This window comes from Clostridium nigeriense, from assembly GCF_050585245.1.
Lineage (GTDB): Bacteria > Bacillota > Clostridia > Clostridiales > Clostridiaceae > Clostridium > Clostridium nigeriense_A.
The window spans coordinates 99,276-123,753 of sequence record NZ_JBNOOF010000007.1; the positions used below are offsets into that span (position 1 = coordinate 99,276).

Here is a 24,478-nt window from a genome sequence, read left to right on the forward strand (position 1 = left end):
ATAGTTAATAATGTAAGATATATTTAGTTAAAGTCTATATGATCTTAGAGCCGATAACTTGTAAATATAATTAATATACGGAAGGGAGTTTAGATATGTACAAAAAGGTTGAATTACCAAAGGGATTTGTAGGTATGGAAAAAGAAGTAGCAGACCTTTGGAAGGAAAATAACGTAATTAAAAAGAACTTTGATATGAACCAAGATGGTGAGTATTTTACATTCTACGATGGACCTCCAACAGCAAATGGAAGACCGCATGTAGGACACGTATTAACTAGAGTTATGAAGGATATTATCCCAAGATATAAGGTTATGAAGGGATATAAAGTAATAAGAAAAGCTGGTTGGGATACTCACGGACTTCCAGTTGAACTTGAAATAGAAAAGAAACTTGGAATTTCAGGTAAAGAGCAAATTGAAGATTATGGCGTAGAAAAGTTCGTTAAAGAGTGTAAGGAATCAGTATTTACTTATGTAAACATGTGGGAAAAAATGACTAATCAAATAGGTTATTGGGTAGATATGGAACAACCTTATGTTACATATCATAACTCATATATAGAATCTGTTTGGTGGGCATTAAATCAAATGTGGGAAAAAGGACTTTTATATAAAGGTCACAAGGTTATGCCATATTGCCCAAGATGTGGAACAGGACTTTCTTCTCATGAAGTTTCACAAGGTTATAAGGATGTTAAAGATTTAACTGCTATAGCTAAGTTCAAGATTGAAGGAGAAGAAAATAAATATATATTAGCATGGACGACAACTCCTTGGACATTACCATCGAACTTAGCTTTATGTGTAAACAAAGCTTATGATTATATTGAAGCTAAGGTTGGAGATGAAATATTAATACTTGCTAAAGATTTAGCACCAAAGGTATTAGGAGAAGATTATGAAGTAGTTAAGGAATTTAAAGGAACAGAATTACTAGGAACTAAGTATGAAAGATTACTTCCATTCGGTAAAGTCGATGGAAAGGCTTTTGAAGTTATACATGGTGACTATGTAACATTATCAGATGGTACAGGTATAGTTCATATAGCTCCTGCATATGGAGAAGACGATAATTTAGTTGCTAAGCAAAATGGAATAGGTTTTATAAATCTAGTTGATGCTAGTGGTAATTTCGTTGAAGAGGTAACTCCATGGGCTGGAAAATTCGTTAAGAAGTGTGATGAAAGTATAGTTAAATATTTAGAAGAAGAAAATAAACTATTTAAGGCTGAAAAACACACTCACTCATATCCACATTGTTGGAGATGTGACACACCACTTCTTTATTATCCAAGAGAAAGCTGGTTTGTTGCAATGACTAAGCTTAGAGATAAGCTATTAGAAAATAATAATAAAATTAACTGGTATCCAGATAACATAAGAACGGGAAGATTTGGTAAGTTCTTAGAAAATGTTATTGACTGGGGTATATCAAGAGATAGATACTGGGGTACTCCACTTCCTATTTGGGAATGTGAATGTGGACATAAGGAATGTGTGGGAAGCATAGCTGAATTAAAGGATAAAGGAATTGATGTTCCAGAAGATATTGAACTTCATAAGCCATATATTGATGGAGTTAAGTTAAGATGTTCTAAGTGCGGAAAAGAAATGACTAGAACTGCTGAAGTTATTGATTGTTGGTTTGATTCAGGATCAATGCCTTTTGCACAATTACACTATCCATTTGAAAATAAAGAGCTATTTGAAAAGAACTTCCCAGCTCAATTTATTTCAGAAGCAGTTGACCAAACAAGAGGTTGGTTCTATACATTATTAGCTATTTCAACAGCTATATTTGATACAAACCCATTTGAAAACTGTATAGTTTTAGGTCATGTTTTAGACAAAAAAGGTTTAAAGATGTCAAAATCAAAGGGAAATGTTGTAGATCCATTTGATGTATTAGATTCACAAGGTGCTGATGCTACAAGATGGCATTTCTATACTGCAAGTGCACCATGGCTTCCAACAAGATTCTCCATTGATGATGTACAAGAAGCACAAAGAAAATTCTTAAGCACTTTATGGAATGTATATTCATTCTATGTGTTATATGCAGAATTAGATAATTTCAATCCATTAGACTATAAAGATTTTAAATCAGAAAATGTAATGGATAAATGGATAATGTCTAAGCTTAATACTTTAATAAAAGAAGTAGATGAAAACTTAGCTTCATATCAAATAACCCAAGCTGCATTAAGTATTGAAGATTTTACAGATGAGTTATCTAACTGGTATGTAAGAAGAAATAGAGCAAGATATTGGTCTGAAGAATTAACAGAAGATAAGATAGGTGCTTATGTTACATTATATAGAGTATTAACTACTCTAGTTAAGGTAGCAGCTCCATTTGTACCTTTTGTAACAGAAGAAATTTATCAAAATCTAGTAATAGGATTAGATAAAACTGCAGAAGAAAGTGTACATTTATGTAAATGGCCATTAGTAGATGAAAGTGCTATAGATGAAAAATTAGAAAAAGAAATGGATTTAGCTTATACAATAGTTAAGCTTGGAAGAAGTGCAAGAAATGCTGCTAACATTAAGAATAGACAGCCACTTTCAAAGATGTTATTATCAACAGATGCTATTCCAGCTTACTATGGAGATATTATAAAAGATGAGCTTAATATTAAGTCAGTAGAATTTGGTGCTGATTTATCAGAACATGTTAATTTTGAAATTAAGCCTAATCTACCTGTACTTGGAAGACAATACGGCAAGTTAATTCCAGGAATAAGAAAAGAAATAGCTTCAAGGAACCAAATGGAATTAGCTCAAAAGCTACAAGGTGGTGGAACTGAAACTATTACTGTAGATGGAACTGAAATAGTATTAAATAGTGAAAGTGTACTTATAACTATGCAAGGGTTAGAAGGATACGCTTTTGCTGGTGAAGGTGAAATTGGAGTTGTTCTTGATACTACTATTACAGAAGAATTAAAAGAAGAAGGACAATTAAGAGAAGTAATTTCAAAAATTCAAAACATGAGAAAAGAAAAAGGATTTGAAGTTGCTGATAAGATAGAATTATTTGTTTCAGGTAATGATACTTTAATTAAAGTTATTAATAAGTATTCAGATGTAATAAAGAGAGAAACATTAACTCAAGAAATTGCTGTAAATGAAGAAGCTGATTATACTGAAACTGTTATTAATGGTGAAAAATTAAATATGACAGTTAGAGTAGTAAAGTAGGAAAATCTTAAAGTAAAAAGTTAGAAGTTTCTATGAAATTTCTAACTTTTTACTTATTTTATAGTGAGTTGTTATAAAGAATAGTCTTGAATATTGTATAAACTATTTGCAAATAGTATAATTATTGTTAAAATGAGATAAAAGTATAAATTTAAAAATGGAGTGATGTGTTATATGGCTACTTCTATAAAAGATGTTGCTAGAGAGGCTGGGGTATCAATTGCAACTGTTTCTAGAGTTTTGAATGACATAGATGTTGTAAACGAGGACACGAAAAAGAAGGTTTTAGACGCTATTAGTAAGTTAGGATATAGACCTAATATTGTAGCAAGAAGTCTAAAAACTCAAAGAACAAAGACAGTAGGAATTTTAGTTCCTGATATATCAAGTGGATTTTATCCTGAGATAGTTAGAGGGGCTGAAGATGTTGCTAATATTTATGATTATAATGTTATATTATGTAATTCAGACTTCGACAGTGAAAAAGAGAAGGAATACTTAAGAGTATTAAAAGAAAAGATGGTTGATGGAGTTATTTATATGAGTTCATCACTACAAGAAGAAACTTTAGATATAATAAATGAATTAAATCTAACAACTGTATTAGTTGAGACTAAAGATAAAGAAGAAAGTCTACCTAGCGTAACTATTGATAATACAAAGGCTTCAAAGGAAGTTACAAACTACCTACTAAGCAAAGGATTATCTAAAATAGCTTTTGCAGGTGCAAAAAGAGACAATATGAATGCTTGGGAAGATAGATACATAGGTTATGAAGAAGCATTAAAGGATAAAGGGCTAAAAGTAGAAGACGGTTTAGTATATGCTGGAGGCTTAAAAGTTAAAAGTGGATATGATGCTGTAGAATACTTTGAAAATAGCAATAAAGAATATGATGCAGTAGTTTGTGCATCTGATGAAATTGCTATGGGTGTTATAAATGCTTTAAGAGAAAAGGGTAAAAAAGTTCCAGAAGATGTAAGTGTTATAGGATTTAACGATAATATTATGGCATCTGTTTTCTACCCTAAAATAACAACAATAAAGCAACCGAGTTATGATATGGGATCAGTAGCAATGAGAATGCTTATTAAGCTTTTAAGTAAGAGAGAATTAGATGAATCTCAATTTGTTCTTAATTATGAGTTAATAGAAAGAGATAGTTGTAAATAGGAATTAGTTTAGAAGTGTAAAGATATCTTTGCACTTCTATTTAATTATATATACAAATAACAATTTAAAATATACAAATTTTTTTAATTATATATTGTTAGGAAATAAAAACCATGTTATAATAATATTAACAAATTATTAAACGTTTTCAGATTTTGACTATGTGTAAATAATATATGTTGTATGTTGATTAGAATGGGTAGCTAATCATTGAGAAAAATGTGAGTTAAGGTCATAGTTAAATAAAAGAGGAGCTGTTAAATTAAAATTTAATAAACAGCTTCTTTTTTATGTTCAGATATATACAACTTAATTATAGAAGTATATGCTGTGGCCTATTATTAGGAATTAATAGTGATAGAGTATAATAAGTTGTTGAATAAGTATAAATTTAGGGAAAAATCAATTTAGATAATATTTTAAAATACTACATAAATAATATTACCTGTATTATATTTATATTTTAATGTTTTAAGATACTTTCCCTAAATTGAAGAGGTGTTTTAGATGTTATTTTCTTAAATATTGTGCTGTAATAGCTTTGATTATTAAAGCCTACAGCGATGGCAATTTCAAGTAGTGATAGATTTGGGTTTTTTAATAATTTTTTACTTTTTTCTATTTTATAGTTGTTAAGATAATTAATAAATGTATAGCCTGTTTCTTTTTTGAAAATATTACAAAAATAGCATTTGTTAATATTTAGTTCTTTGCAAAGCATATCTATAGAAACTTCATTCGTGTAATTTTTTTCAATATATTCAATAGCGCGACTAACACAAGGCGATTTGTCCTTATTAACAGGATAAATTAAAGAGTTATTTTCTATAATGAATGTATATAGTTTTATGGCATTATCTAGATTCGTCTTATTTATACATAAAATATCATTTGTATTATTTTCATTAGTATCTTTGATAGTATATGGTCCAATTAAAATATACATAGGTTTATTATCGTAGTGATAAAATTGTATAGATGTATATTTAATATTGATAAATATATCAATAGAAATAACTCCTGGTACAAAATCATAAGTTTTTAGAATTTCAATTGCTTTTGAGGTATAAATTGAATTTTTTATATTCAATTCATATTTATAAGTACATAGAGTATTGAAATTATGATCTAAAATTGAAGTAGGCAACATAAAAGCATTAAAAAAATCTGCAAAATTATTAGGAGAAGTCATAGTTGTTTAGGAACCCCCTCTATAGAAAAAATAATGATTTTAATCAATAACGAAATATTGTTAAAAAAAATATAAATATCGTTAAAATAAAAAAAATATAGTATGATATCATCTAATAGAAAGTAATAATCAATCTCATTTATTATGAAAGAAATTTTATAATATGTCAATTAATATAAATAATCCAAAAAATACATTTAGGGGGATATATATGTTAAAAAGAAAGGTATGTCAATTATTGGCAGCTGTTATGATAGCAACTACAGTGTTATCAGGAAATTTTAGAGTTGTAGGTGCTACAGAACTAGACAACACTACAAAATCTGAGGTGAATGCAAAAGAGTCTACAGAAGATGGAAAGTATGAGGTTTCTAATAATATATTCAAGGTTGGAACAGAAGAAGAAAGCAAAGCTAGAAAATATATAGAAGATAAAACAATTATTACTGTAGAAGACGGAAAAATTACGATGACTATGAAGTATACAGAAAGTGGATTACAGTATATAACTGGAACAACGGCTAAAGTAAATGGAGTAGCTGTTAGAACTGTTATAAATGAAGATAAGTCTGTAACATTTGAAGTGCCGTCAATAGATTCAAAGGTTGAGATAGAAATGACTATATCTGTTCCACAAATGGGATTTACAGAAGTTCAATCAATTGATTTAGTTAATGATATGAATACATTAGTAAAAGTTGAAGATAGTAATTCAGGTGATACTTCTGTTGATGAAGAAGAAAATGTTTTAGAAGATGGAAAATACGAAGTTTCTAATGCTATATATAAGGTTGGAACAGAAGAAGAAAGTAGAGCCAGAAAATATATAGAAGATAAAACAACTATTACTGTAAAAGACGGAAAAATTACAATGACTATGAAGTATACAGAAAGTGGATTACAGTATATAACTGGAACAACAGCTAAAGTAAATGGAGTAGCTGTTAGCACTGTTATAAATGAAGATAAGTCTGTAACATTTGAAGTGCCATCAATAGATTCAAAGGTTGAGATAGAGATGACTATATCTGTTCCACAAATGGGATTCACAGAAGTTCAATCAATTGATTTAGTTAATGATATGAATACATTAGAAAAGGTTTCAGAAGATAGCTCAAATAATATGGGAGATAGTGAGGAAAGTGAATCTGAAAATACTGGAGGAAATGTAGACAACTCTGGAAATTCAGGAAATGAAAACTCAAATGATGGAAGCAATGCTGAAAGTTCAGCAACTAAGACTTATACAATAAAAAATGAAGTAACACATCAAAGTGATACTGGATTAAAAATGGCTAGACAAGCATTAGAAGAAGTATCAAAGGTTGAACTTATTGATGGTAAATACTATGTAACATTGAAATTTACATCTATGGGATCAACAATGATGAAGGATCATATAATATATGTTAATGGAAATAAAGTAGATGCTACTAAATCAGTAAGTGATAATGTTGTTAGTTTAAGATTTGTAGTTGGAAGTTTAGAAGATTCACTAAAGGTTTCAGCTTATGTTGATGCAATGGGTAGTAACGTTGATTTTGGAGTTAATTTATTAAATGATACACTTGTATTAGTTGATAGTTCAAATGATAGTGGAAGCACAGGTAACACTGAAAATACTACAGAAGGAACTACATCTGGAAGCGAAAGCAACACTACATCTGGAACAACTTCAGAAACAAATACAGAAGAGGAAACTAAAGTAACAGTAGGAAAGTTATATTCTATTAAAAATAATGTAAAGCATGAGAGTGCAACAGGTCAGGCAATGGCTAGAAAATATTTAAATGAAATTTCAAATGTTGAGGAAATAGAAGGTCAATATTACGTTACTTTAACATTTACAGGAGCAGAGTTAATGCAAAATCATATGATTTATGTTAATGGATCATATGTAAGTGCAAGTAAAACTACAAGTGGGGATACTACAAGCTTTAGATTTAAAGTATCAAGTTTAAGCGATATAATAAAAGTTAAAGTTTATGTTGTACCAATGGCAAAAGAAGTAGAATTCGAAGTTGAATTATTAGAAAATACATTAACATTTATTAAAGAGTATAAAGTAGAAACATTACCACAAACAGGAGCAGTTGCTAGCTCGGCAACTATGGCTGGATTAGGATTAATTTTAACTTCAGCAGGAGCAGTTTTAGTAAGAAAAAGAAAGTAACTTACTTTTTCATTAGAAGGTATTATAAAGGGAGGTAAATAAAATAGTAGATCTATTTGTTTACCTCCTAATTTGATTTTAATTTTTAAGGAGAGTTAGGGATGAAAATATTAAATAAATTAAAGAAAGTATTAATGATTACAATGGTTTTAGGCATATTTTTTACTTTGGGAAGCAAAAATGTATATGCTATAACGGATGATATTGTAAGTGGAATATATGAAGTTGAAAATGATGTTTATCATGAATCTGAAACTGGAATGGCGATGTCGAGAACTTACCTTTTACCGACAATGACTTTAGAAGTTACAAAAGAACATATTATTTATACTATAGGATTTTCGGGTAGTGATTATATGGAAAACTATAGAATTAAGGTTAATGGAGAAGAAGTTCCAGTTGAATTAGTAGAAGATAATAATGAAGAGGGAACAGTTAAATTAAAGGTAGAAGTTGATAAAGTAGATGCAGATATGGATGCTTTAATATATGTAGGTCCGATGGAAAGGGATGTTGAGTTTAAGGTTATACCTAAAATAGAAACATTAAATTTAATCGAGACAATAGAAGAGGAAATAGAAGAAAAATCAGAAGAAGAAATAATATCAACTGAAGAAGTTAGAGAAGAAGAAATAGAAAGCACAACTAAAAATAATAATGGGGCTATAGTGATAATAGGAGTAGCTTTAGTTGTAGTAGTTGGAGCTTTAATAGTAGTTAAGAGAAAGAAGAAATAGTAAATTATTAAAAATAATTTATAGGAAGGATATATATAATGAAATGTAAAAAAATTTTATCTATGATATTGGCAGGATTAATGACTTTAGGATTGATTAGCTGTAGCTCAGAAAGTAATGAAAATATTATAGAAGGTAATAGTGAAAATGGCGAAGAGGTAGTTGTTGCTACATCAGTCGCTGTAGTTAAAATTTTAGATGCATTAGGAGTAAAGATTTCTGGGGTACCAACCACATCATATGAATTACCATCAAGTACTGAAGGAGCAGTTGAAGTTGGAAATCCAATGAATCCGGATTTAGAAATCATTAAATCATTAAATCCATCTATTGTAGTTTCAGTAGATACATTAGGATCAGATTATATGGAATTATTTACACAAAATAATATTCCCAGTGAATTTGTTTCTTTAGAAAGCTTAGATGGATTAAAGAATGCGATTGAAACTTTAGGAGAAAGATTTAATGCAGTAGAAAAAGCAGATGATTTATTAAATCAGATAGAGCAAAAAGAAGGGGAAGTTAAAATAAAGGCTGAATCTTTAGAAAAGAAAGACGTGCTTGTATTATTTGCAGCGCCTGGAGCAACAATGATAGCAACAGCAAAATCTTATGTTGGAAGCCTAGTAGAGTTAGTTGGTGGAAAAAATATAGTTGAGGATAATAGTACATCTTTTATTACATATAACAAGGAGGATTTAGCTATGCTCGATCCAGAAATGATTCTAGTTATGGTTCATGCTCTACCAGAACAAACAAAGGCTGCTTTAGAAGCTGAAATGGCTACGGATACCGCTTGGCAAAGTATAAATGCTGTTAAAGAAGGTAAAGTAATATATTTAGATAATAATTACTTTGGAATGAGTGCAAATCTTAAGGTTATTGAAGGTTTAGATTTATTAAGTGATATAGTTCATGGTGATGAGGAATAGTTATGATAGTTGCAAATAAAAAATTAAAGATATCAATAATAATATTGTTAGGGATATTATTAGTAGTAAATGTATTGATTTCTTTAAAATTAGGTAGTATTAATGTTGAATATAAAGAGCTTATAAGTGGTATATTTTTTGGACAATCAAATGAAAATATAGCTATTATAAAGGATTTGAGAATGCCAAGGGTTATTATAGCTGTATTAATTGGAGCTAACTTAGCTATCTCAGGAGTTTTATTACAAGCCGTAATAAGAAATCCATTAGCAGATCCATATGTAACAGGTATATCATCTGGAGCATGTGCAGTTACAGTATTTTTTATGGTATTTATGCCTAGTGTTACAACTTTAAGACCATTATTTGGTTTTCTAGGTGGATTAGTATGTTGCGCAATTATTTATTGTATGGCATATAAGAAGGGATTATCTCCTATAAGAATAGTTTTAGCAGGGGCTGCTTGCAATGCATTACTAGGAGGATTTTCATCTATGATTACTATAAGTGCTGGATTAGGTGCAAGTAATATACAAAAGTGGATGATGGGAAGCTTAGCTACAGTTAATTGGAGCAATGTAAACATACTATTAGTATATTCTGTAATAGGGATAGTTTTAGCAATATTGTTAAGCAAGGTTTGTAATATATTATCTTTAGGAAGTAAAAATGCAAAAAGTTTAGGATTTAATTCTGATATTTATATGGTGATAGTTACAGCAGTGGCAGTATTTTTAGCTAGTATATCAACTGCAATAGCAGGAGTTATATCTTTTGTAGGTTTATTAGTACCGCATATTTGTAGAATGGTAATAGGTTCTGATCACAAATATTTAATTCCGTGTAGTGGATTAGTAGGAGCAATTTTAGTTTTATTTGCAGACACTATTGGTAGAATGCTAATGAGACCTAATGAGATACCTGTAGGAATAGTAACATGTGTATTTGGAGCACCATTTTTCTTATATCTTTTAAGAAGGAGTGACTTAAAGTAATGATAACAGCAAAGGATTTATGTTTCTCTTATGATAAAGATAAAAGTTTTATTAGTAAGTTAAATGTTGAAATTGAAAAGGGAAAAATAACAACTATATTAGGGCCGAATGGTAGTGGTAAATCTACATTATTAAGCATTTTTGCAGGGCTAAATAAGCCTACATCTGGAGAAGTAATAATAAATAATAAAGCTATCCAAAAAATAAAGAAAAAAGATTTAGCCAAGGAAATAGCAACGGTTCATCAACAAAATACAGTTCCTAGTGATATTACTGTTAAAGAATTAGTTTCTTATGGTAGAATTCCTCATAAAAAGTATTTTCAAGGACATGATGAAAATGATGATGTGATAATAGATTGGGCTATAAAGAGGACCGGACTTGAAGATTTAAAAGATAAGGTTGTTATGAGTTTATCAGGAGGAGAAAGACAAAGAGCTTTTATTGCTATGGCATTAGCTCAAAAAAGTAAAATATTATTTTTAGATGAGCCTACTACATATTTAGATATTTATCATCAAGTTGAAATATTAGAGCTTGTTAAAGAATTAAATGATGAAGAAGATTTAACTGTTATCATGGTTTTGCACGATATTAATCAAGCAATAAAATATAGTGATAATGTAATAGTAATGAAATGTGGGCAACTTATTGCTAGTGGTAAAGTAAATGAAGTAATAGATATGAATTTGCTTAATAAAGTATATAAAATAGGTGGTTTTATTAGTGAAATAGAGAATGAAATATTTTTTGTTCCGTTAAAATTATAGTAAATTTAAAAATAGATAAGGATTCTATTGGTATTGCAGGTAAAAAATTTATTAAAGTAAATATATTTTTAATTACTCTAAATTAAAAAGGAGCTATCAATGGCGGATTATAAGCCGCTAATCTGATAGCTCCTTTCTTTATTATTTATAATATACCTTCAAGTTTTAATATGTTTTCTAGTTCTTGAACCTTCTCTGTTAAGGTAAGAAACTTTTCTTTTAATACATCCTTAGGAAGATCAGCATCATCTATAAATTTCACCATGTCTTCTACAGTTTTAAGAGCCTCATCTATATCTTGTTGAGCTAGTTTTAAGTTTGATTCCTTCATAATTACTCTCCTTTATGTATTTAAACATAATTAATGTTATATATATTCATCCTATCACTAATAAATATTAGATTCAAGTCATATATTTATATAAGTAATTTTAAGAGGTGGGAGTTTGATAAATTATATTTGGTTTGTAATGATATTTCTAGGAATATTATTTGGATTATTTACTGGAAATGGAGAGGCCATTTCTAAGGCTATAATTAATTCAGCAGATTCAACAGTTACAATGATAATAGGATTAGTCGGCCTTATGTGCTTTTGGTGTGGAGTTATGAAAGTAGCTGAAAAGAGTGGATTTACGAATAAGCTTGCTAAGCTATTAAGACCAATTTTGAAAATTATTTTTAAAGAAGCAGCCAAGGATGAGAAAGCTTTAGGAGCTATTGTCATGAACATAACTGCTAATATGATGGGACTCGGAAATGCAGCTACTCCTTTTGGAATAAAGGCTATGCAAGAAATGGATAGACTTAATAAGGAAAAGGGAGTTGCATCTAATGATATGTCATTATTTTTAGTTTTAAATGCTGCTTGCATCCAGTTAGTACCTTCAACGGTTATTTCTATAAGAGCAGCTGTAGGATCTAATAATCCAGGAGCGATAATTTTACCAGCGGTATTAGCAAGTACAGTTGCAGCTATTACGGGAGTAATTCTTTGTAAGATTTTACAGAGATATTTTTAGGGGGATGAGTATATGTTTCAATATATAACAAAAAGTATAATTCCTATAATAGTGGTTATTATAATAACTTATGGAATGATAAAAGGCAAAAAGGTTTATGAATGGTTTATAGAAGGGGCCAAGGAAGGATTAAAAGTATGTCTTAATATTTTTCCATATCTTTTAGCGATGATAATTGCAGTAAACATATTTAGAGAGGCAAAACTACTGGATATATTAAATAATATAATATCACCTGTGAGTAGTCTTATTGGGCTGCCTAAAGAAATAGTTCCTTTAGTATTAGTAAAACCTTTATCAGGGAGTGGTGCCCTAGGTATATTAACAGACATAGTAAAGACTTATGGACCAGATAGCTACATAGGGTTGATAGCTTCAGTAATTATGGGGACTACAGAAACTATCTTTTATACTGTAACAGTATATTTTGGAGCCATTCAAATAAAAAAAATAAGGCATACAGTATGGGCGGCGATATTGGCAGATTTAACAGCTATTATTGTATCAATTTTATTAGTTTCGAAACTTCTAATGTAGAATATCCTAATTAATGTAAGATTTAATATTTTTTAATCAATACGTAATAATTTTGTAACTAGTTTATTATAAAAATAATATATAATAAAAACATAAATAATAGAGGGAAGTGATTGAGATATGAAATGGCTTGATAGCTTATTTTTAAGTGAGGATGAAATTAAAACATTAGCTATATTCTTAGCATATGGAGTTGGCTTAGGAGTATTAGCAGGTTTATTTTTTAATAATGTTGAGATGGGATTTGCATTAGGTGGAGTTATTTCTATTGTGGTTTCGCTTTTTAAGAGTTATATAGAAAGGACTAAAAAGTCCAATAGAATTCATATAAATAAACTTTAGGAATAATATGTATTTTAGAGTTAATAAGCTATATAATATTAAATTATATAGCTTTTTTATTTTATTAAGGGCGGTGATGGGATGGCTTCAGAAAAATATTACATAGTAAGTAGTAAGGTTATACCAGAAATTTTCAAAAAGGTATTAGAAGTTAAAGAGAATCTTTTAACAGGAAAGGCAAAGGATATAAGCGAAGCTGTAAAACAAGCAGGGATAAGTAGGAGTACTTTTTATAAGTATAAAGATTATGTTTTTCCTATGTCTGAGGGATTAAATACTAAAAAGATAACCTTAATTGTACTATTATCACATGAAACTGGAACATTATCTAAGGTCCTAGACTGCATTGCATTTAACAAGGGAAATATATTAACAATTAACCAAGATATACCTATAAATATGGCTGCCAATGTAACTATAACCTTAGATATATCAAATTTGAAGAAAGATTTGAAGCATTTAGTTAATACCTTGAGAAGTTTATCAAATGTTATAAGTGTTAAGGTATTAGCTATGGAATAAGGAGGGTTTTAATAATGAAAAGAGAATTTTATAAAAATAATAGAGAGAAGGTATTAAATAAGATTAAGGATAATTCTTTATTAATATTATTTGCTGGAAAATCTCCTAAGAAAACAGCAGATGAAAATTATCCTTTTACACCTAATAGAAATTTTTATTACTTAACAGGAATAGATGAAGAAGATCATATATTAGTTTTATCTAAGCTAAATGGTATAGCTAAGGAATACCTATTTATAAAAGAGGTTGATCCTATTAGGGAAAAGTGGGAAGGAAAGACTATTAGAAAAGACGAAGTTTTTGATATTTGTGGAGTTGAAGAGGTAAGATACTTAGGAGATTTTGATGCTTTTACAGATAAGCTTATTCTTAATAAAGAGGAGATAAATATTTATCTAGACTTAGAAAAGGGAAATGTATCTTATGATTTTTTAAATGAAATTAAGAATAAATACTATAATATAAATATTAAAAATGCATTTAACTTGATTGGATCATTAAGGCTTATAAAAACTGAAGAGGAAGTAGATAGAATAAGAAAAGCAATATCTATAACTATAGATGGAGTAAATGAGCTTATGAAAAACTCTAAACCAGGAATTAAAGAGTATGAACTTGAAGCTTATTTTGACTTTATATGTAAGAAAAATGGAGCTAAGGATTTAGCATTTAAAACCATTGCCGCAGCAGGAAAGAATGCAACAGTTTTACATTACGTAACTAATGATTCTGAATTAAAGGATGGAGATTTAATCTTATTTGATTTAGGAGCTCAATATAAATATTATAATGGTGATATTTCAAGAACCTTTCCTATAAATGGAAAATTCAATGATAGACAAAAAGAAGTTTATAATGCAGTTTTAAGAGTAAATGAAAAAGTAATAGAAGAAATGAAACCAGGAGTAAGCTTTTTAGAGTTAAATAAAAAGGCTAAAGAATGGATAGCAGAAGAATGTATTTCATTAGGACTTATAACTAGTAAAGAAGATGTGTCTAAATATTATTATCATAGTATAGGTCATAGTTTGGGGATGGATACTCATGATATAGAACTTGAAAATAGAGATGTTATTTTTGAGGCTGGTATGATTTATACAGTTGAACCAGGTATTTATATAGAAGAAGAGGGAATAGGAATAAGAATTGAGGATGATGTATTAATAACAGACAATGGTTATGAAGTTTTAACAAAAGAAATGATTAAAACTGTAGAAGAAATTGAAAAATTTATGTCTAATAATAAGAAAAATTAAATTAAGATAATGTTTTTATATGTATATGAGTACAAATTTTTGGTAAAAAGGTAGAAGAATAAATTATGTAGGAAAATTTATCTGTGTTATAAACATTCAGAAAATAATGTAAATTAAAAATTGGTATACTATGGATTATAGTAATTTATATAGGTATAATAATAATTAGAAAATTAACATAGGGGGCAAAAGTTATGAGTAATTTAGAAAAACTTAGAGAAGTTATGAAAAAAGAAAATATAGATTATTATATTATTCCAAGTAGTGATTCTCATCAAAGTGAATATGTAGCAGAATATTTTAAAGGAAGAGAGTTTATATCTGGTTTTACAGGCTCTGCAGGGACTCTTCTAGTTGGATTAAAAGAAGCATATCTTTGGACAGATGGAAGATATTTTATTCAAGCTGATAAGCAGCTTAATGGAAGTGGAATTTCTCTTATGAAAATGAGAACTCCAGGATATCCAACTATTGAAGAGTGGATAAATGATAACTTAAAAATAAATGAAGTGTTAGGTTTTGATGGAAGATTATTTTCTGTTAATCAGTATGAAGGATATTTAAAGATAGCTAATGAAAAAAACTTTACTATCAACATGGAAAAAGATTTATTAGAAAATGTGTGGAATACAAGAAGTGAATTACCTAAAAATAAAATTTTTTTACATGATGAAAAGTATGCAGGAAAATCAGCTAGTGAAAAGCTAAATGAAGTTAGAAAAAATATGGCTAAAAAATCCGCTGATTATTTTATATTATCTTCTTTAGATGACATAGCATGGTTATGTAATACAAGAGGTAATGATATTGAGTTTAATCCAGTAGCTCTTTCTTATGTGATAGTTGGAAACAACTATTCAACTCTTTATATAGATAGCGATAAAGTTGATGATATAACTGAATCTAAGCTAAAAGCTGAAGGATTTACAGTTAAAGGGTATGATGATATTGAAGATGATGTAAAAGTATTAACTGGAACAGTAATACTTGATCCAAATAAATTAAATTCGAAGATCTTTACTGCTTTAAATAAAGAAGTAAAGATAATAAGAGAAGTTAATGTAACTACTAATTTAAAGGCTATAAAAAATGATGTAGAGATAGCTAACTGGGAAGTGTCTCAAGTGAGAGATGGAGTCGCTATGGTTAAGTTCGTAAAATGGCTTAAAGAGAACATAGGAAAGCAAGAAATAACTGAAATATCAGCTAGTGATAAATTAACTGCTATTAGAGCTATGGGAGATAATTATAAAGGTGATAGTTTTGGAACTATAGCAGGTTATAAAGACCATGCTGCCATGATGCATTACTCTGCTACAGAAGAGAGTAAATATGAGTTAAAACCAGAAGGAATGTTCCTAGTAGATTCAGGTGCACAATATTTAGACGGAACTACTGATATTACGAGAACATTTATATTAGGACCTATAACAGAAGAAGAAAAGAGAGATTATACTTTAGTTTTAAAAGGACATATTGCATTGGCTTCAGCTAAGTTTTTAAGGGGATCTACTGGCATCAATTTAGATGTACTTGCAAGAAGACCTCTTTGGAATTATGGAATAGATTATAAATGTGGAACAGGACATGGAGTAGGATTCTTCTTAAATGTTCATGAGGGACCACAAGGAATAAGACCAGCAGGAAATTCTGTAGTTTTAGAGCCTGGAATGATTTTAACTAATGAACCTGGAGTTTATAAGGAAGGTAAGCATGGTATAAGGACAGAAAATACTCTTATAGTAGAAAAGGATGTTGTATCTGAAGAGTTTGGAGAATTCTATAAGTTTAGAACCATTTCTTATTGTCCAATAGATTTAGATGGTATTAATGTAGAAATATTATCATCTGAAGAAAAGGATTGGCTAAATAATTATCACAAGATGGTATTTGAAAAGCTAAGTCCATATTTAAATGAAGAAGAAAAAGAATTCTTAAAGCATAAAACAAGAGCAATATAGGGAATGAAGAGTGAAAAATGTAGAATTAAAAATTGTGAAAAGAAATTCAGCAAAAGCTGAATTTCTTTTCACAATAATTTTTCATTCTTAATTTTTAATTTGACTTTGGTGGTGCAATAAATTTATTAACCAATAGAGCTATAAAGATTCCGAAAAGAGTTTCTATAGTTCTATTAATTGCATAGTAAATTGGGTGTCCAAATGCATGAACTGTAGTAACAGCTAGAAAAGCTATGCAAGATATATTTATAGCACCAGTTTTTTTTATTAAATTACATATATAAATAACTACAATTACCCCTAATGCAATAGTTATATAAACTAATAGTTTTCTAATAATATAAATATCAATATTATATGTGAAAAATCTACATAATATTAGAAATAAAAGACCAATTGTAGCACCTAGAATTGTGCCTAAGCCCCTATTTATTGCCATATTAATAGAATTAGAAACTGTATCTTGAACACAAAAAACAGCAGTTAAACAAGCAAAAAAGGGCTCACTTGGAAAAAATAATAAACATAAAAATACTGCAAGAGCAGTTTTGATGGTTCTTAGACCAATTTTGGGAAAAGTAAAATTCATGGTATAACTCCTTATCTTTAGTTAGCTTAATCGATAGTATTTTTCTCTTTTGGTGGATGTATATACTTGTTAATTAATATTGCAACAATTACTCCAAAAGCAGTTTCAATAATTCTTCGTATAGAATACATTAGAGGATTATTATAGCTTTGAGATACTAAAATACTAATTAATGTAATAGATGAAATTGAACAAGCGGAAGGTTTTTTTATTATATTGCATATATATATAATTAATAAAACCCCGATAGAAACAATTAATGGTAGAAAATTTTGTAAATTAAGTCCGTTAGCAATATATAAAAATACTATTCCTAATATACCTCCAAGAAGTGTTCCTATAAGCCTGTTTATCCCAATAACAAGGGAATTTTCCACGGTGCCTTGCACACAGATTACAGCTGCAATTGCTGCAAAAAGAGAATTTGGCCAAAATATAAGACATACTAAAACAGATAGAGCAGTTTTAATATTCCTAGATCCCATATGAGGCAATTCGAAAGTTTTCACAGTATCAACCCCAATCTTTTTGATACAATTATATCATATAAAGTATAAAGTTTTTATTATAAAAATAATTTGAATCTTATTGCAGTATTATGAAGCATTAGTATAAAATTATAATAATATGAGGATGTAATTAGGTTGTAGAAGGAAGGTTAATATGGAATTTTGGATTTATTTATTAATTGTAGAGATAATACCTATAGGCTTATTTATATTAGGAGGATTATATGAAACTAATTCAACTAAATTTAATAAAATGAATTTTGGATTTAAGAATCAATTCTCTATAAAGGATAAGTATTCTTGGGAGTATTCAAATAAAGTTGCTGCAAAAATTTTTGGAGCAATAGGAACTTTTCTGTTTATAATTAATGCTATAATATTATTTATATTAGGTGAAGGCACCTTTACTTTTATATTATTATTTAATTTGTTCATGGTGATTTTTTCTAGGATGATGATAGATAATCTTATAAAAAAGAAATTTAATAACAAATCATAATTTAAAATAATTGACAGCAAATTTAATATGGAATATCATAATATTAACAATAAATAAAATGCTATGAAAAGAAGAGTAGTAAAGAGGGAGTGTCTAAAGAGAGCTAGAGTAGGTGAAAGCTAGCGGCATAAAGCTTTATGAAGATGGCCTTGGAGCATATTCTCTGAGCAATTTAGTTAGGGGAATACGGTAGCAACCGTTATATTGCAAGGTGATAGAATGTCACCTATTAAGATATTTATTGCGAAATAAATATAAATTAGAGTGGTAACACGTATAATACGTCTCTATGTAGGTTTTAATATACCTATATAGAGGCTTTTTATTTTTAGAAAAAAAGAACAATGATAGGGAGGAAAATGGTATGTGTAAGAAGACATATTATATTACGACACCAATTTATTATCCATCAACTAAACTTCATATTGGTAATACTTATACTACTGTAGCAGCTGATGCTTTAGCTAGATATAAAAGATTAACTGGGTATGATGTAATGTTTCTAACAGGAACAGATGAGCATGGACAAAAAATACAAAGGATTGCTGAAGAAAAGGGAATAACACCTAAGGCTCATGTAGATGAAATAGTAGCAGGAATTAAGGATCTATGGAAGATGATGAATATCAGCTATGATAAATTCATAAGAACTACTGATGATTATCATATTAAAGCTGTTCAGGATATATTTAAGAAACTTTATGATAATGGAGATATCTATAAGTCTTCTTATGAAGGTTTATATTGCACTCCGTGTGAATCTTTCTGGACAGAAACTCAATTAGTTAATGGAAATTGTCCAGACTGTGGAAGACCAGTAGAAAAATCAAAGGAAGAAGCATATTTCTTTAAAATGAGTAAGTATGCTGATAAGTTAATGAAATATATTGAAGATCATCCACATTTTATTCAACCAGAATCAAGAAAGAATGAAATGGTTAATAACTTCTTAAAACCAGGATTACAGGATCTTTGTGTTTCAAGAACAAGCTTTAACTGGGGTGTTCCAGTTACTTTTGATGAAGGACACGTTGTTTATGTTTGGGTAGATGCCCTTTCAAACTATATAACAGCTTTAGGATATGGAAGTGACAATAAAGAGCTTTATGAAAAATACTGGCCAGCAGATGTTCATTTAATTGGTAAGGATATATTAAGATTCCATACTATTTATTGGCCAATTATGTTAATGGCTTTAGATTTACCATTACCAAAGCAAGTATTCGGACATGGATGGTTACTTGTTGATGGAGGAAAAATGTCTAAATCTAAGGGTAACGTAGTAGATCCAGTAACATTAGTTGAAAACTTTGGAGTAGATGCAGTTAGATACTATCTATTAAGAGAAATTCCATTTGGAGCAGATGGATTATTTAATAATGAAATATTTATAAAGAAGATAAACTCAGATCTTTGTAATGACTTAGGAAATTTATTATCTAGAACTGTAGCTATGATAGAAAAATATTTTGATGGAGTAATTCCAAATAATAATGTTAAAGAAGCCATAGATAATGAATTAATAAATCTAGCTTTAGAAACTCCAAAGAAGGTAAATGATGCAATAGATCATCTAAGAATACCTGAGGCTTTAGAATGTATATTTGATTTAATAGGAAGAGCTAATAAGTATATAGATGAAACTACACCATGGATATTAGCTAAAGATGAAGAAAAGAAAGATAGACTTGGAACAGTTTTATATAACTTAGTTGAAAGTTTAAGATTTGCTTCAGTATTATTATCTGCTTTCTTACCAGATACAAGTAAGAAGATAAATGAGCAAATAAATGCAAGTAATATTACTTTTGAATCCTTAAATAGTTTTGATGGAACAGTAATTGGAACTAAGGTTCAAAAGGGAGAAGCATTATTCCCAAGAATAGATGTAGATAAGAGGTTAGCAGAATTAGAAGCTTTAAGAGAAGCTCAATTAGCTGCCAATAAAAAGGAAGAAAAGAAAGAAATAACTCCAATTAAAGAAGAAATAACTATAGAAGATTTTGAAAAAATAGATTTAAGAGTAGTGAAAGTATTAGCTTGCGAACCTATAAAGAAAGCTAAAAAATTATTAAAGTTAAAAGTAGATTTAAATGGAGAAGAAAGACAAGTGGTTTCAGGTATAGCACAATACTATAAACCAGAAGAATTAGTTGGAAAATACGTAGTATTAGTAGCAAACTTAAAACCAGTTACTCTAAGAGGCGAGTTATCACAAGGAATGATATTAGCAGCAGCTACTGATGATGATAGTTTACTAAAACTAGTAAATCCAGGAGAGTTGCCAACAGGAAGCGTTGTAAGATAATGAATAATGCATAATGGATAATGCATAATTTTGGATGGAATTTCTCTTAAAGGAGAAATTCCTAATAATATATTTATTATAAAAACTCAGCTTATGCTGAGTTTTCTACTTAATTATCCATTATCAATTTAAAATTATCAATTAATAATAAGGGGGTTTTTTATGAATATAATAGTTGGGAACGCATGGCCTTATGCAAATGGACCGTTACATTTAGGAAGAATAGCAGTATTACTTCCAGGTGATATAATTGCAAGATATCATAGACTTATGGGGGACAAAGTTATATTTTTATCTGGAACTGACTGCCATGGTACTCCTGTAACTATGAAGGCTAAAGAAGAGGGAATAACTCCATTGGAAGCGGCCATTAAATATCATGATGAGTTTAAGAAATGTTTCGATAGTCTTGGTTTTTCTTTTGATATATTTGAAAAGACGCACTCAGAATATCATGAATCTAAGGTAAGAGAGTTTATCCTAAATTTATATAATAAAGGTTATATATATGAAAAAGAAATTGAGCAAACTTATTGTGAGACTTGTAATGAGTTTTTATCTGATAGATATGTAGAAGGAAGATGTCCTCATTGCGGTGAAATAGTTTTAGAAGAACAATGTGAAAATTGTTCTGAAATAGTAGAATATGAGGAACTTCTAGATAAAAGATGTAAGCTTTGTGGAAATGAAACAGTAGTAAAAGAAACCAAACATCTATTTTTTGCTCTTTCAAATTTTGAAAATGATGTTAGAAGGCTTTTGATAAGGCAAAAGGGTTGGAGAGAAAATGCACAAAAAATAGTGAAAAGATACTTAGATGAGGGGTTAAGAGATAAGGCTGTTACTAGAGATTTTAATTGGGGAGTAGATGTTCCATTAGATGGATATGAAGATAAAAAGATATATGTTTGGATAGAAGCTGTCATGGGATATTTAACAGATACTATGAAGACTTTAGAAGGAACAGATGAAGATTGGAAAGAATATTGGCAAGGTGAAGATTCAAGAATTTATTTTGTTCATGGAAAAGATAATATTCCATTCCATACAGTTATATTCCCAGCTATTTTAGCGGGATTAGGAATAAAAAATCCTAATTTAAGAGTCATATCTAGTGAATACTTAAAGCTAGAAGGGAAGAACTTTTCATCAGTAAAAAATTGGGCAATATGGGCTGATTATATTGTTGAAAATTATAATGTAGATGGATTTAGATATTACTTATCTTTAAATTCTCCAGAAACTAAGGATACAGATTTTACTTGGAGAGATTTTATAAATGTGGTAAATAGAGATTTAGCCAATAATTTTGGGAGTTTTGTAAATAAGGTTTTTAATAATATAAAGGATAAGCATAATTCTACTGTTCCAAAGGGAATTGTATCTAAAGAGTTAAAAAATGAAATTTTAAATTTATATTTTGATGTAGGAGATTACATTGAAGAAGGGAAATTTAAAAATGCTCTTTTAGATATTATGGGATTTGTCAAAAAAGCTCATAAGGAATATGAAACTGGAGAAAGAAATATTTATGAGTCACTACAAATTGTGATAAATCTATCTAATTTATTAGAACCTTTTATTCCAAAAACTTGTGAAAAAATCAGACTCGCTTTAGATTTTAGTGAACCTATATGGAGCTATATAGAAAAGAAAGAAGGAAGAATTTCAGATATAGAAGTCTTATTTGATAAGATAGATAGAAAAAGAGTTTCAGAAGAAGTGAGAAGATTAAAAGAAGAAAAAAATTAATATTAAAAGGGAAAAACCCTAGATTAAATCACTTTGGGGAACAATTTAATCTAGGGACCATTAGATGGTTTTAGGGGTAAATAATAATGCTTTAACTACTTTACAAGTATTATAATACAGAATTAATATGACAGTATTGTGACAAAAAAATAAAGAAAAAATGAACATAAGATTGATCAATATTTAATAAATATCAAAATAATATTTACAAGTTTAGGTAAACGCTGTATATTAAGCTTGTTAACTAAAAGTTAATATTATATGAAAAATAAAATTTAAGTTATTAAGGAGAATAATTGATGGATAGCTTTTCTATTTTAACGGGTCTTATTGGTGGCCTAGGTATGTTTTTATACGGCATGAAGTTAATGGGGGATGGATTAGAAAATGCCGCAGGAGAAAAACTAAAATCAATACTTGAAAAATTAACAAGTAATAAGTACATAGCCGTATTAGTTGGAGCAGCTGTTACTGCAATAATTCAAAGTTCAAGTGCTACAACAGTTATGGTAGTAAGCTTTGTAAATGCTGGGTTAATGTCATTAGTTCAAGCAGTTGGAGTAATAATGGGGGCCAATATTGGAACTACAATAACTGCACAAATGGTATCTTTTGATTTAGATGCAGTTGCACCTATATTTGTAGGTGTGGGTGCCATAATATTACTTATGGCAAAAAAGAAAAAAGTCAGAGATTTAGCAAGCATAGTATTAGGATTCGGTATTTTATTTTTAGGAATGAGTGCTATGTCAACAGCTATGAAACCTATTGCAGAAGCAAGTTGGTTTAAGGAATTTGTAGTTATAGTTGCAGATAAGAGTATATTAGGTTTACTTGCAGGACTTGGAATGACAGCTATTGTGCAAAGTTCATCAGCAACAACAGGTATTTTAGTAGCACTAGCAACAACAGGTGCAATAGATATGCGTTTAGCTTTTCCAGTAATATTAGGATGTAATATTGGTACGTGTGTAACAGCAATTTTAGCATCATTAGGAACTAATAGAACTGCAAAAAAGGCTGCTTTATTACATTTACTTTTTAATACAATTGGAGCAGTTATATTCTTCCCATTTATAGGGCCTTTTATAAGATTTATAGAATCTACTGATCCTAATGTGGCTAGACAAGTTGCTAATGCCCATACTATTTTTAATATCACTGTAACAATTATATTATTACCATTATCAACATATTTAGTTAAATTAGTAAATAAAATACTTCCAGGTGATTCTGAAATAGAAAAGGAAGGTGCAATATATTTAGATAAGAGCCTTCTTGATACACCGATAGTTGCAAATGGACAAGTTTTAAAGGAAACTTTAAGAATGGCTAATAAGGCTAAGGAAAATGTTCTTTTAGCAATGAAAGCTTTTAATGAAGATAATGAGGAAGCTACAGAGAAGGTTTATAAAAATGAAAAGATTATAAATGCTTTAGAAAAAGATATTACAGATTATTTAGTTGAATTATCTCAATTAGAATTGCCAGAAGCTGATATAAAACTATTTAGTTCTACTTATCATGTTATAAATGATATAGAAAGAATAGGAGATCATGCAGAAAATATAGCAGATTTAGCACTTGAAAAGATTAATAAAGGTTTGAATCTTGGAGAGAATGCAAATAAAGAATTAAATGAAATGTTTGATAAAACTATTAGGGCGATAGAAGTTGCTATAGAAAGTTATAGTAACAAGAGTTTAATTGTTCCTAAAGAAATAGAAGTTATAGAAGAAGAAATAGATAATTTAGAGAAAAAACTTAGAGAAAATAATATAAAGAGATTAAATGAAAGAGCTTGTGCAGCAGCCTCAAGTGTAATATTCCTAGATCTAATAAGTAATTTAGAAAGAATAGGAGACCATGCAAATAACATTGGCCATGCTGGTAAGAAAGCTTAAACATTGATATTATAAAGGTGAAAAGATTATTATTACTTAATTTGGAGTAGATAAGCTTTTCACCTATTTTATTTAGCTATTTAATAACAGAAAATTTAG

The 24,478-nt window shown here is 29.1% G+C and carries 21 protein-coding genes and 1 other annotated feature; of the genes, 17 read left to right on the forward strand and 4 right to left on the reverse strand.

Annotated features, from left to right (window positions below; translation table 11 throughout):
- Window positions 1–95 precede the first annotated feature (95 nt).
- A complete protein-coding gene (ileS, locus tag ACQPUY_RS12055; RefSeq protein WP_430841482.1) occupies window positions 96–3,206 on the forward strand; it encodes an isoleucine--tRNA ligase in 3,111 nt (1,036 codons plus the stop codon).
- Window positions 3,207–3,380: 174 nt separating this feature from the next.
- Window positions 3,381–4,379 (forward strand): LacI family DNA-binding transcriptional regulator, encoded by a 999-nt coding sequence (locus ACQPUY_RS12060; RefSeq protein WP_430841483.1) that lies wholly within the window; start codon window positions 3,381–3,383, stop codon window positions 4,377–4,379.
- A gap of 463 nt (window positions 4,380–4,842) precedes the next feature.
- Here ACQPUY_RS12060 and ACQPUY_RS12065 read toward each other — a convergent pair whose 3' ends face one another.
- On the reverse strand, window positions 4,843–5,571 hold the full coding sequence (locus ACQPUY_RS12065; RefSeq protein ID WP_430841484.1) for a helix-turn-helix domain-containing protein: 729 nt from the start codon (window positions 5,569–5,571) through the stop codon (window positions 4,843–4,845).
- Window positions 5,572–5,782: 211 nt separating this feature from the next.
- Between ACQPUY_RS12065 and ACQPUY_RS12070 the strand changes: the two genes are divergently transcribed.
- From ACQPUY_RS12070 to ACQPUY_RS12090, 5 genes are all read left to right on the forward strand, one after another.
- Window positions 5,783–7,744: an NEAT domain-containing protein gene (locus ACQPUY_RS12070; RefSeq protein ID WP_430841485.1), complete on the forward strand. Its 1,962-nt coding sequence runs from the start codon at window positions 5,783–5,785 to the stop codon at window positions 7,742–7,744.
- 101 nt (window positions 7,745–7,845) lie between these two features.
- Window positions 7,846–8,481 (forward strand): NEAT domain-containing protein, encoded by a 636-nt coding sequence (locus ACQPUY_RS12075; protein WP_430841486.1) that lies wholly within the window; start codon window positions 7,846–7,848, stop codon window positions 8,479–8,481.
- Between the two features lie 38 nt (window positions 8,482–8,519).
- Window positions 8,520–9,413, forward strand: coding sequence for a heme ABC transporter substrate-binding protein IsdE (gene isdE, locus ACQPUY_RS12080; RefSeq protein WP_430841487.1), 894 nt, complete (start codon window positions 8,520–8,522; stop codon window positions 9,411–9,413).
- A gap of 2 nt (window positions 9,414–9,415) precedes the next feature.
- Window positions 9,416–10,408: a FecCD family ABC transporter permease gene (locus ACQPUY_RS12085; protein WP_430841488.1), complete on the forward strand. Its 993-nt coding sequence runs from the start codon at window positions 9,416–9,418 to the stop codon at window positions 10,406–10,408.
- Complete coding sequence (locus ACQPUY_RS12090; protein WP_430841489.1) at window positions 10,408–11,178, forward strand: ABC transporter ATP-binding protein; 771 nt, start codon at window positions 10,408–10,410, stop codon at window positions 11,176–11,178. The genes ACQPUY_RS12085 and ACQPUY_RS12090 overlap by 1 nt, the downstream gene beginning before the upstream one ends.
- Before the next feature lie 145 nt (window positions 11,179–11,323).
- Here ACQPUY_RS12090 and ACQPUY_RS12095 read toward each other — a convergent pair whose 3' ends face one another.
- Complete coding sequence (locus ACQPUY_RS12095) at window positions 11,324–11,509, reverse strand: hypothetical protein (protein WP_430841490.1); 186 nt, start codon at window positions 11,507–11,509, stop codon at window positions 11,324–11,326.
- A 115-nt stretch (window positions 11,510–11,624) separates the two neighbouring features.
- Here ACQPUY_RS12095 and ACQPUY_RS12100 point away from each other — a divergent pair, with 115 nt between their 5' ends.
- The 6 genes from ACQPUY_RS12100 (at window position 11,625) to ACQPUY_RS12125 (ending at window position 16,818) form a co-directional block, all read left to right on the forward strand.
- Window positions 11,625–12,200: a nucleoside recognition domain-containing protein gene (locus ACQPUY_RS12100; RefSeq protein ID WP_430841491.1), complete on the forward strand. Its 576-nt coding sequence runs from the start codon at window positions 11,625–11,627 to the stop codon at window positions 12,198–12,200.
- 12 nt (window positions 12,201–12,212) lie between these two features.
- Complete coding sequence (locus ACQPUY_RS12105) at window positions 12,213–12,737, forward strand: spore maturation protein (RefSeq protein ID WP_430841492.1); 525 nt, start codon at window positions 12,213–12,215, stop codon at window positions 12,735–12,737.
- Between the two features lie 120 nt (window positions 12,738–12,857).
- Complete coding sequence (locus tag ACQPUY_RS12110) at window positions 12,858–13,079, forward strand: hypothetical protein (protein ID WP_430841493.1); 222 nt, start codon at window positions 12,858–12,860, stop codon at window positions 13,077–13,079.
- Between the two features lie 81 nt (window positions 13,080–13,160).
- Window positions 13,161–13,601, forward strand: a complete 441-nt coding sequence (locus tag ACQPUY_RS12115) for an ACT domain-containing protein (RefSeq protein WP_430841494.1) — start codon at window positions 13,161–13,163, stop codon at window positions 13,599–13,601.
- Window positions 13,602–13,615: 14 nt separating this feature from the next.
- On the forward strand, window positions 13,616–14,857 hold the full coding sequence (locus tag ACQPUY_RS12120; protein ID WP_430841495.1) for an aminopeptidase P family protein: 1,242 nt from the start codon (window positions 13,616–13,618) through the stop codon (window positions 14,855–14,857).
- A gap of 194 nt (window positions 14,858–15,051) precedes the next feature.
- Window positions 15,052–16,818: an aminopeptidase P family protein gene (locus ACQPUY_RS12125; RefSeq protein ID WP_430841496.1), complete on the forward strand. Its 1,767-nt coding sequence runs from the start codon at window positions 15,052–15,054 to the stop codon at window positions 16,816–16,818.
- 94 nt (window positions 16,819–16,912) lie between these two features.
- Here ACQPUY_RS12125 and ACQPUY_RS12130 read toward each other — a convergent pair whose 3' ends face one another.
- Both ACQPUY_RS12130 and ACQPUY_RS12135 read right to left on the reverse strand, forming a co-directional pair.
- Window positions 16,913–17,407, reverse strand: a complete 495-nt coding sequence (locus tag ACQPUY_RS12130) for an FUSC family protein (protein WP_430841497.1) — start codon at window positions 17,405–17,407, stop codon at window positions 16,913–16,915.
- Between the two features lie 26 nt (window positions 17,408–17,433).
- Window positions 17,434–17,916: an FUSC family protein gene (locus tag ACQPUY_RS12135; RefSeq protein WP_430841498.1), complete on the reverse strand. Its 483-nt coding sequence runs from the start codon at window positions 17,914–17,916 to the stop codon at window positions 17,434–17,436.
- 154 nt (window positions 17,917–18,070) lie between these two features.
- On the opposite strand from ACQPUY_RS12135, the gene ACQPUY_RS12140 reads away from it, so the two are divergent.
- The 4 genes from ACQPUY_RS12140 to ACQPUY_RS12155 all read left to right on the forward strand — a co-directional run bounded on the left by ACQPUY_RS12140 (window position 18,071) and on the right by ACQPUY_RS12155 (window position 24,379).
- On the forward strand, window positions 18,071–18,415 hold the full coding sequence (locus tag ACQPUY_RS12140; RefSeq protein ID WP_430841499.1) for an SdpI family protein: 345 nt from the start codon (window positions 18,071–18,073) through the stop codon (window positions 18,413–18,415).
- 54 nt (window positions 18,416–18,469) lie between these two features.
- Window positions 18,470–18,707 (forward strand) — a binding site (T-box leader).
- A gap of 72 nt (window positions 18,708–18,779) precedes the next feature.
- Complete coding sequence (gene metG, locus ACQPUY_RS12145; protein WP_430841500.1) at window positions 18,780–20,723, forward strand: methionine--tRNA ligase; 1,944 nt, start codon at window positions 18,780–18,782, stop codon at window positions 20,721–20,723.
- Window positions 20,724–20,885: 162 nt separating this feature from the next.
- Entirely contained in the window at window positions 20,886–22,475 is a 1,590-nt protein-coding gene (metG, locus tag ACQPUY_RS12150; protein ID WP_430841501.1) for a methionine--tRNA ligase, read from the forward strand.
- 299 nt (window positions 22,476–22,774) lie between these two features.
- Window positions 22,775–24,379, forward strand: a complete 1,605-nt coding sequence (locus ACQPUY_RS12155; RefSeq protein WP_430841502.1) for a Na/Pi cotransporter family protein — start codon at window positions 22,775–22,777, stop codon at window positions 24,377–24,379.
- The last annotated feature ends 99 nt before the right edge of the window (window positions 24,380–24,478 follow it).

What these genes read in the sequence shown, in the direction of transcription:
- ileS (WP_430841482.1), top strand. Translation starts at nt 96, where the DNA reads ATGTACAAAAAGGTTGAATTACCAAAGGGATTTGTAGGTATGGAAAAA.
- metG (WP_430841501.1), top strand. Translation starts at nt 20,886, where the DNA reads ATGAATATAATAGTTGGGAACGCATGGCCTTATGCAAATGGACCGTTA.
- ACQPUY_RS12105 (WP_430841492.1), top strand. Translation starts at nt 12,213, where the DNA reads ATGTTTCAATATATAACAAAAAGTATAATTCCTATAATAGTGGTTATT.
- ACQPUY_RS12115 (WP_430841494.1), top strand. Translation starts at nt 13,161, where the DNA reads ATGGCTTCAGAAAAATATTACATAGTAAGTAGTAAGGTTATACCAGAA.
- ACQPUY_RS12110 (WP_430841493.1), top strand. Translation starts at nt 12,858, where the DNA reads ATGAAATGGCTTGATAGCTTATTTTTAAGTGAGGATGAAATTAAAACA.
- ACQPUY_RS12085 (WP_430841488.1), top strand. Translation starts at nt 9,416, where the DNA reads ATGATAGTTGCAAATAAAAAATTAAAGATATCAATAATAATATTGTTA.
- isdE (WP_430841487.1), top strand. Translation starts at nt 8,520, where the DNA reads ATGAAATGTAAAAAAATTTTATCTATGATATTGGCAGGATTAATGACT.
- ACQPUY_RS12070 (WP_430841485.1), top strand. Translation starts at nt 5,783, where the DNA reads ATGTTAAAAAGAAAGGTATGTCAATTATTGGCAGCTGTTATGATAGCA.
- ACQPUY_RS12120 (WP_430841495.1), top strand. Translation starts at nt 13,616, where the DNA reads ATGAAAAGAGAATTTTATAAAAATAATAGAGAGAAGGTATTAAATAAG.
- ACQPUY_RS12140 (WP_430841499.1), top strand. Translation starts at nt 18,071, where the DNA reads ATGGAATTTTGGATTTATTTATTAATTGTAGAGATAATACCTATAGGC.
- ACQPUY_RS12125 (WP_430841496.1), top strand. Translation starts at nt 15,052, where the DNA reads ATGAGTAATTTAGAAAAACTTAGAGAAGTTATGAAAAAAGAAAATATA.
- ACQPUY_RS12155 (WP_430841502.1), top strand. Translation starts at nt 22,775, where the DNA reads ATGGATAGCTTTTCTATTTTAACGGGTCTTATTGGTGGCCTAGGTATG.
- ACQPUY_RS12065 (WP_430841484.1), bottom strand. Translation starts at nt 5,571, where the DNA reads ATGACTTCTCCTAATAATTTTGCAGATTTTTTTAATGCTTTTATGTTG.
- ACQPUY_RS12090 (WP_430841489.1), top strand. Translation starts at nt 10,408, where the DNA reads ATGATAACAGCAAAGGATTTATGTTTCTCTTATGATAAAGATAAAAGT.
- ACQPUY_RS12130 (WP_430841497.1), bottom strand. Translation starts at nt 17,407, where the DNA reads ATGAATTTTACTTTTCCCAAAATTGGTCTAAGAACCATCAAAACTGCT.
- ACQPUY_RS12095 (WP_430841490.1), bottom strand. Translation starts at nt 11,509, where the DNA reads ATGAAGGAATCAAACTTAAAACTAGCTCAACAAGATATAGATGAGGCT.
- ACQPUY_RS12075 (WP_430841486.1), top strand. Translation starts at nt 7,846, where the DNA reads ATGAAAATATTAAATAAATTAAAGAAAGTATTAATGATTACAATGGTT.
- metG (WP_430841500.1), top strand. Translation starts at nt 18,780, where the DNA reads ATGTGTAAGAAGACATATTATATTACGACACCAATTTATTATCCATCA.
- ACQPUY_RS12060 (WP_430841483.1), top strand. Translation starts at nt 3,381, where the DNA reads ATGGCTACTTCTATAAAAGATGTTGCTAGAGAGGCTGGGGTATCAATT.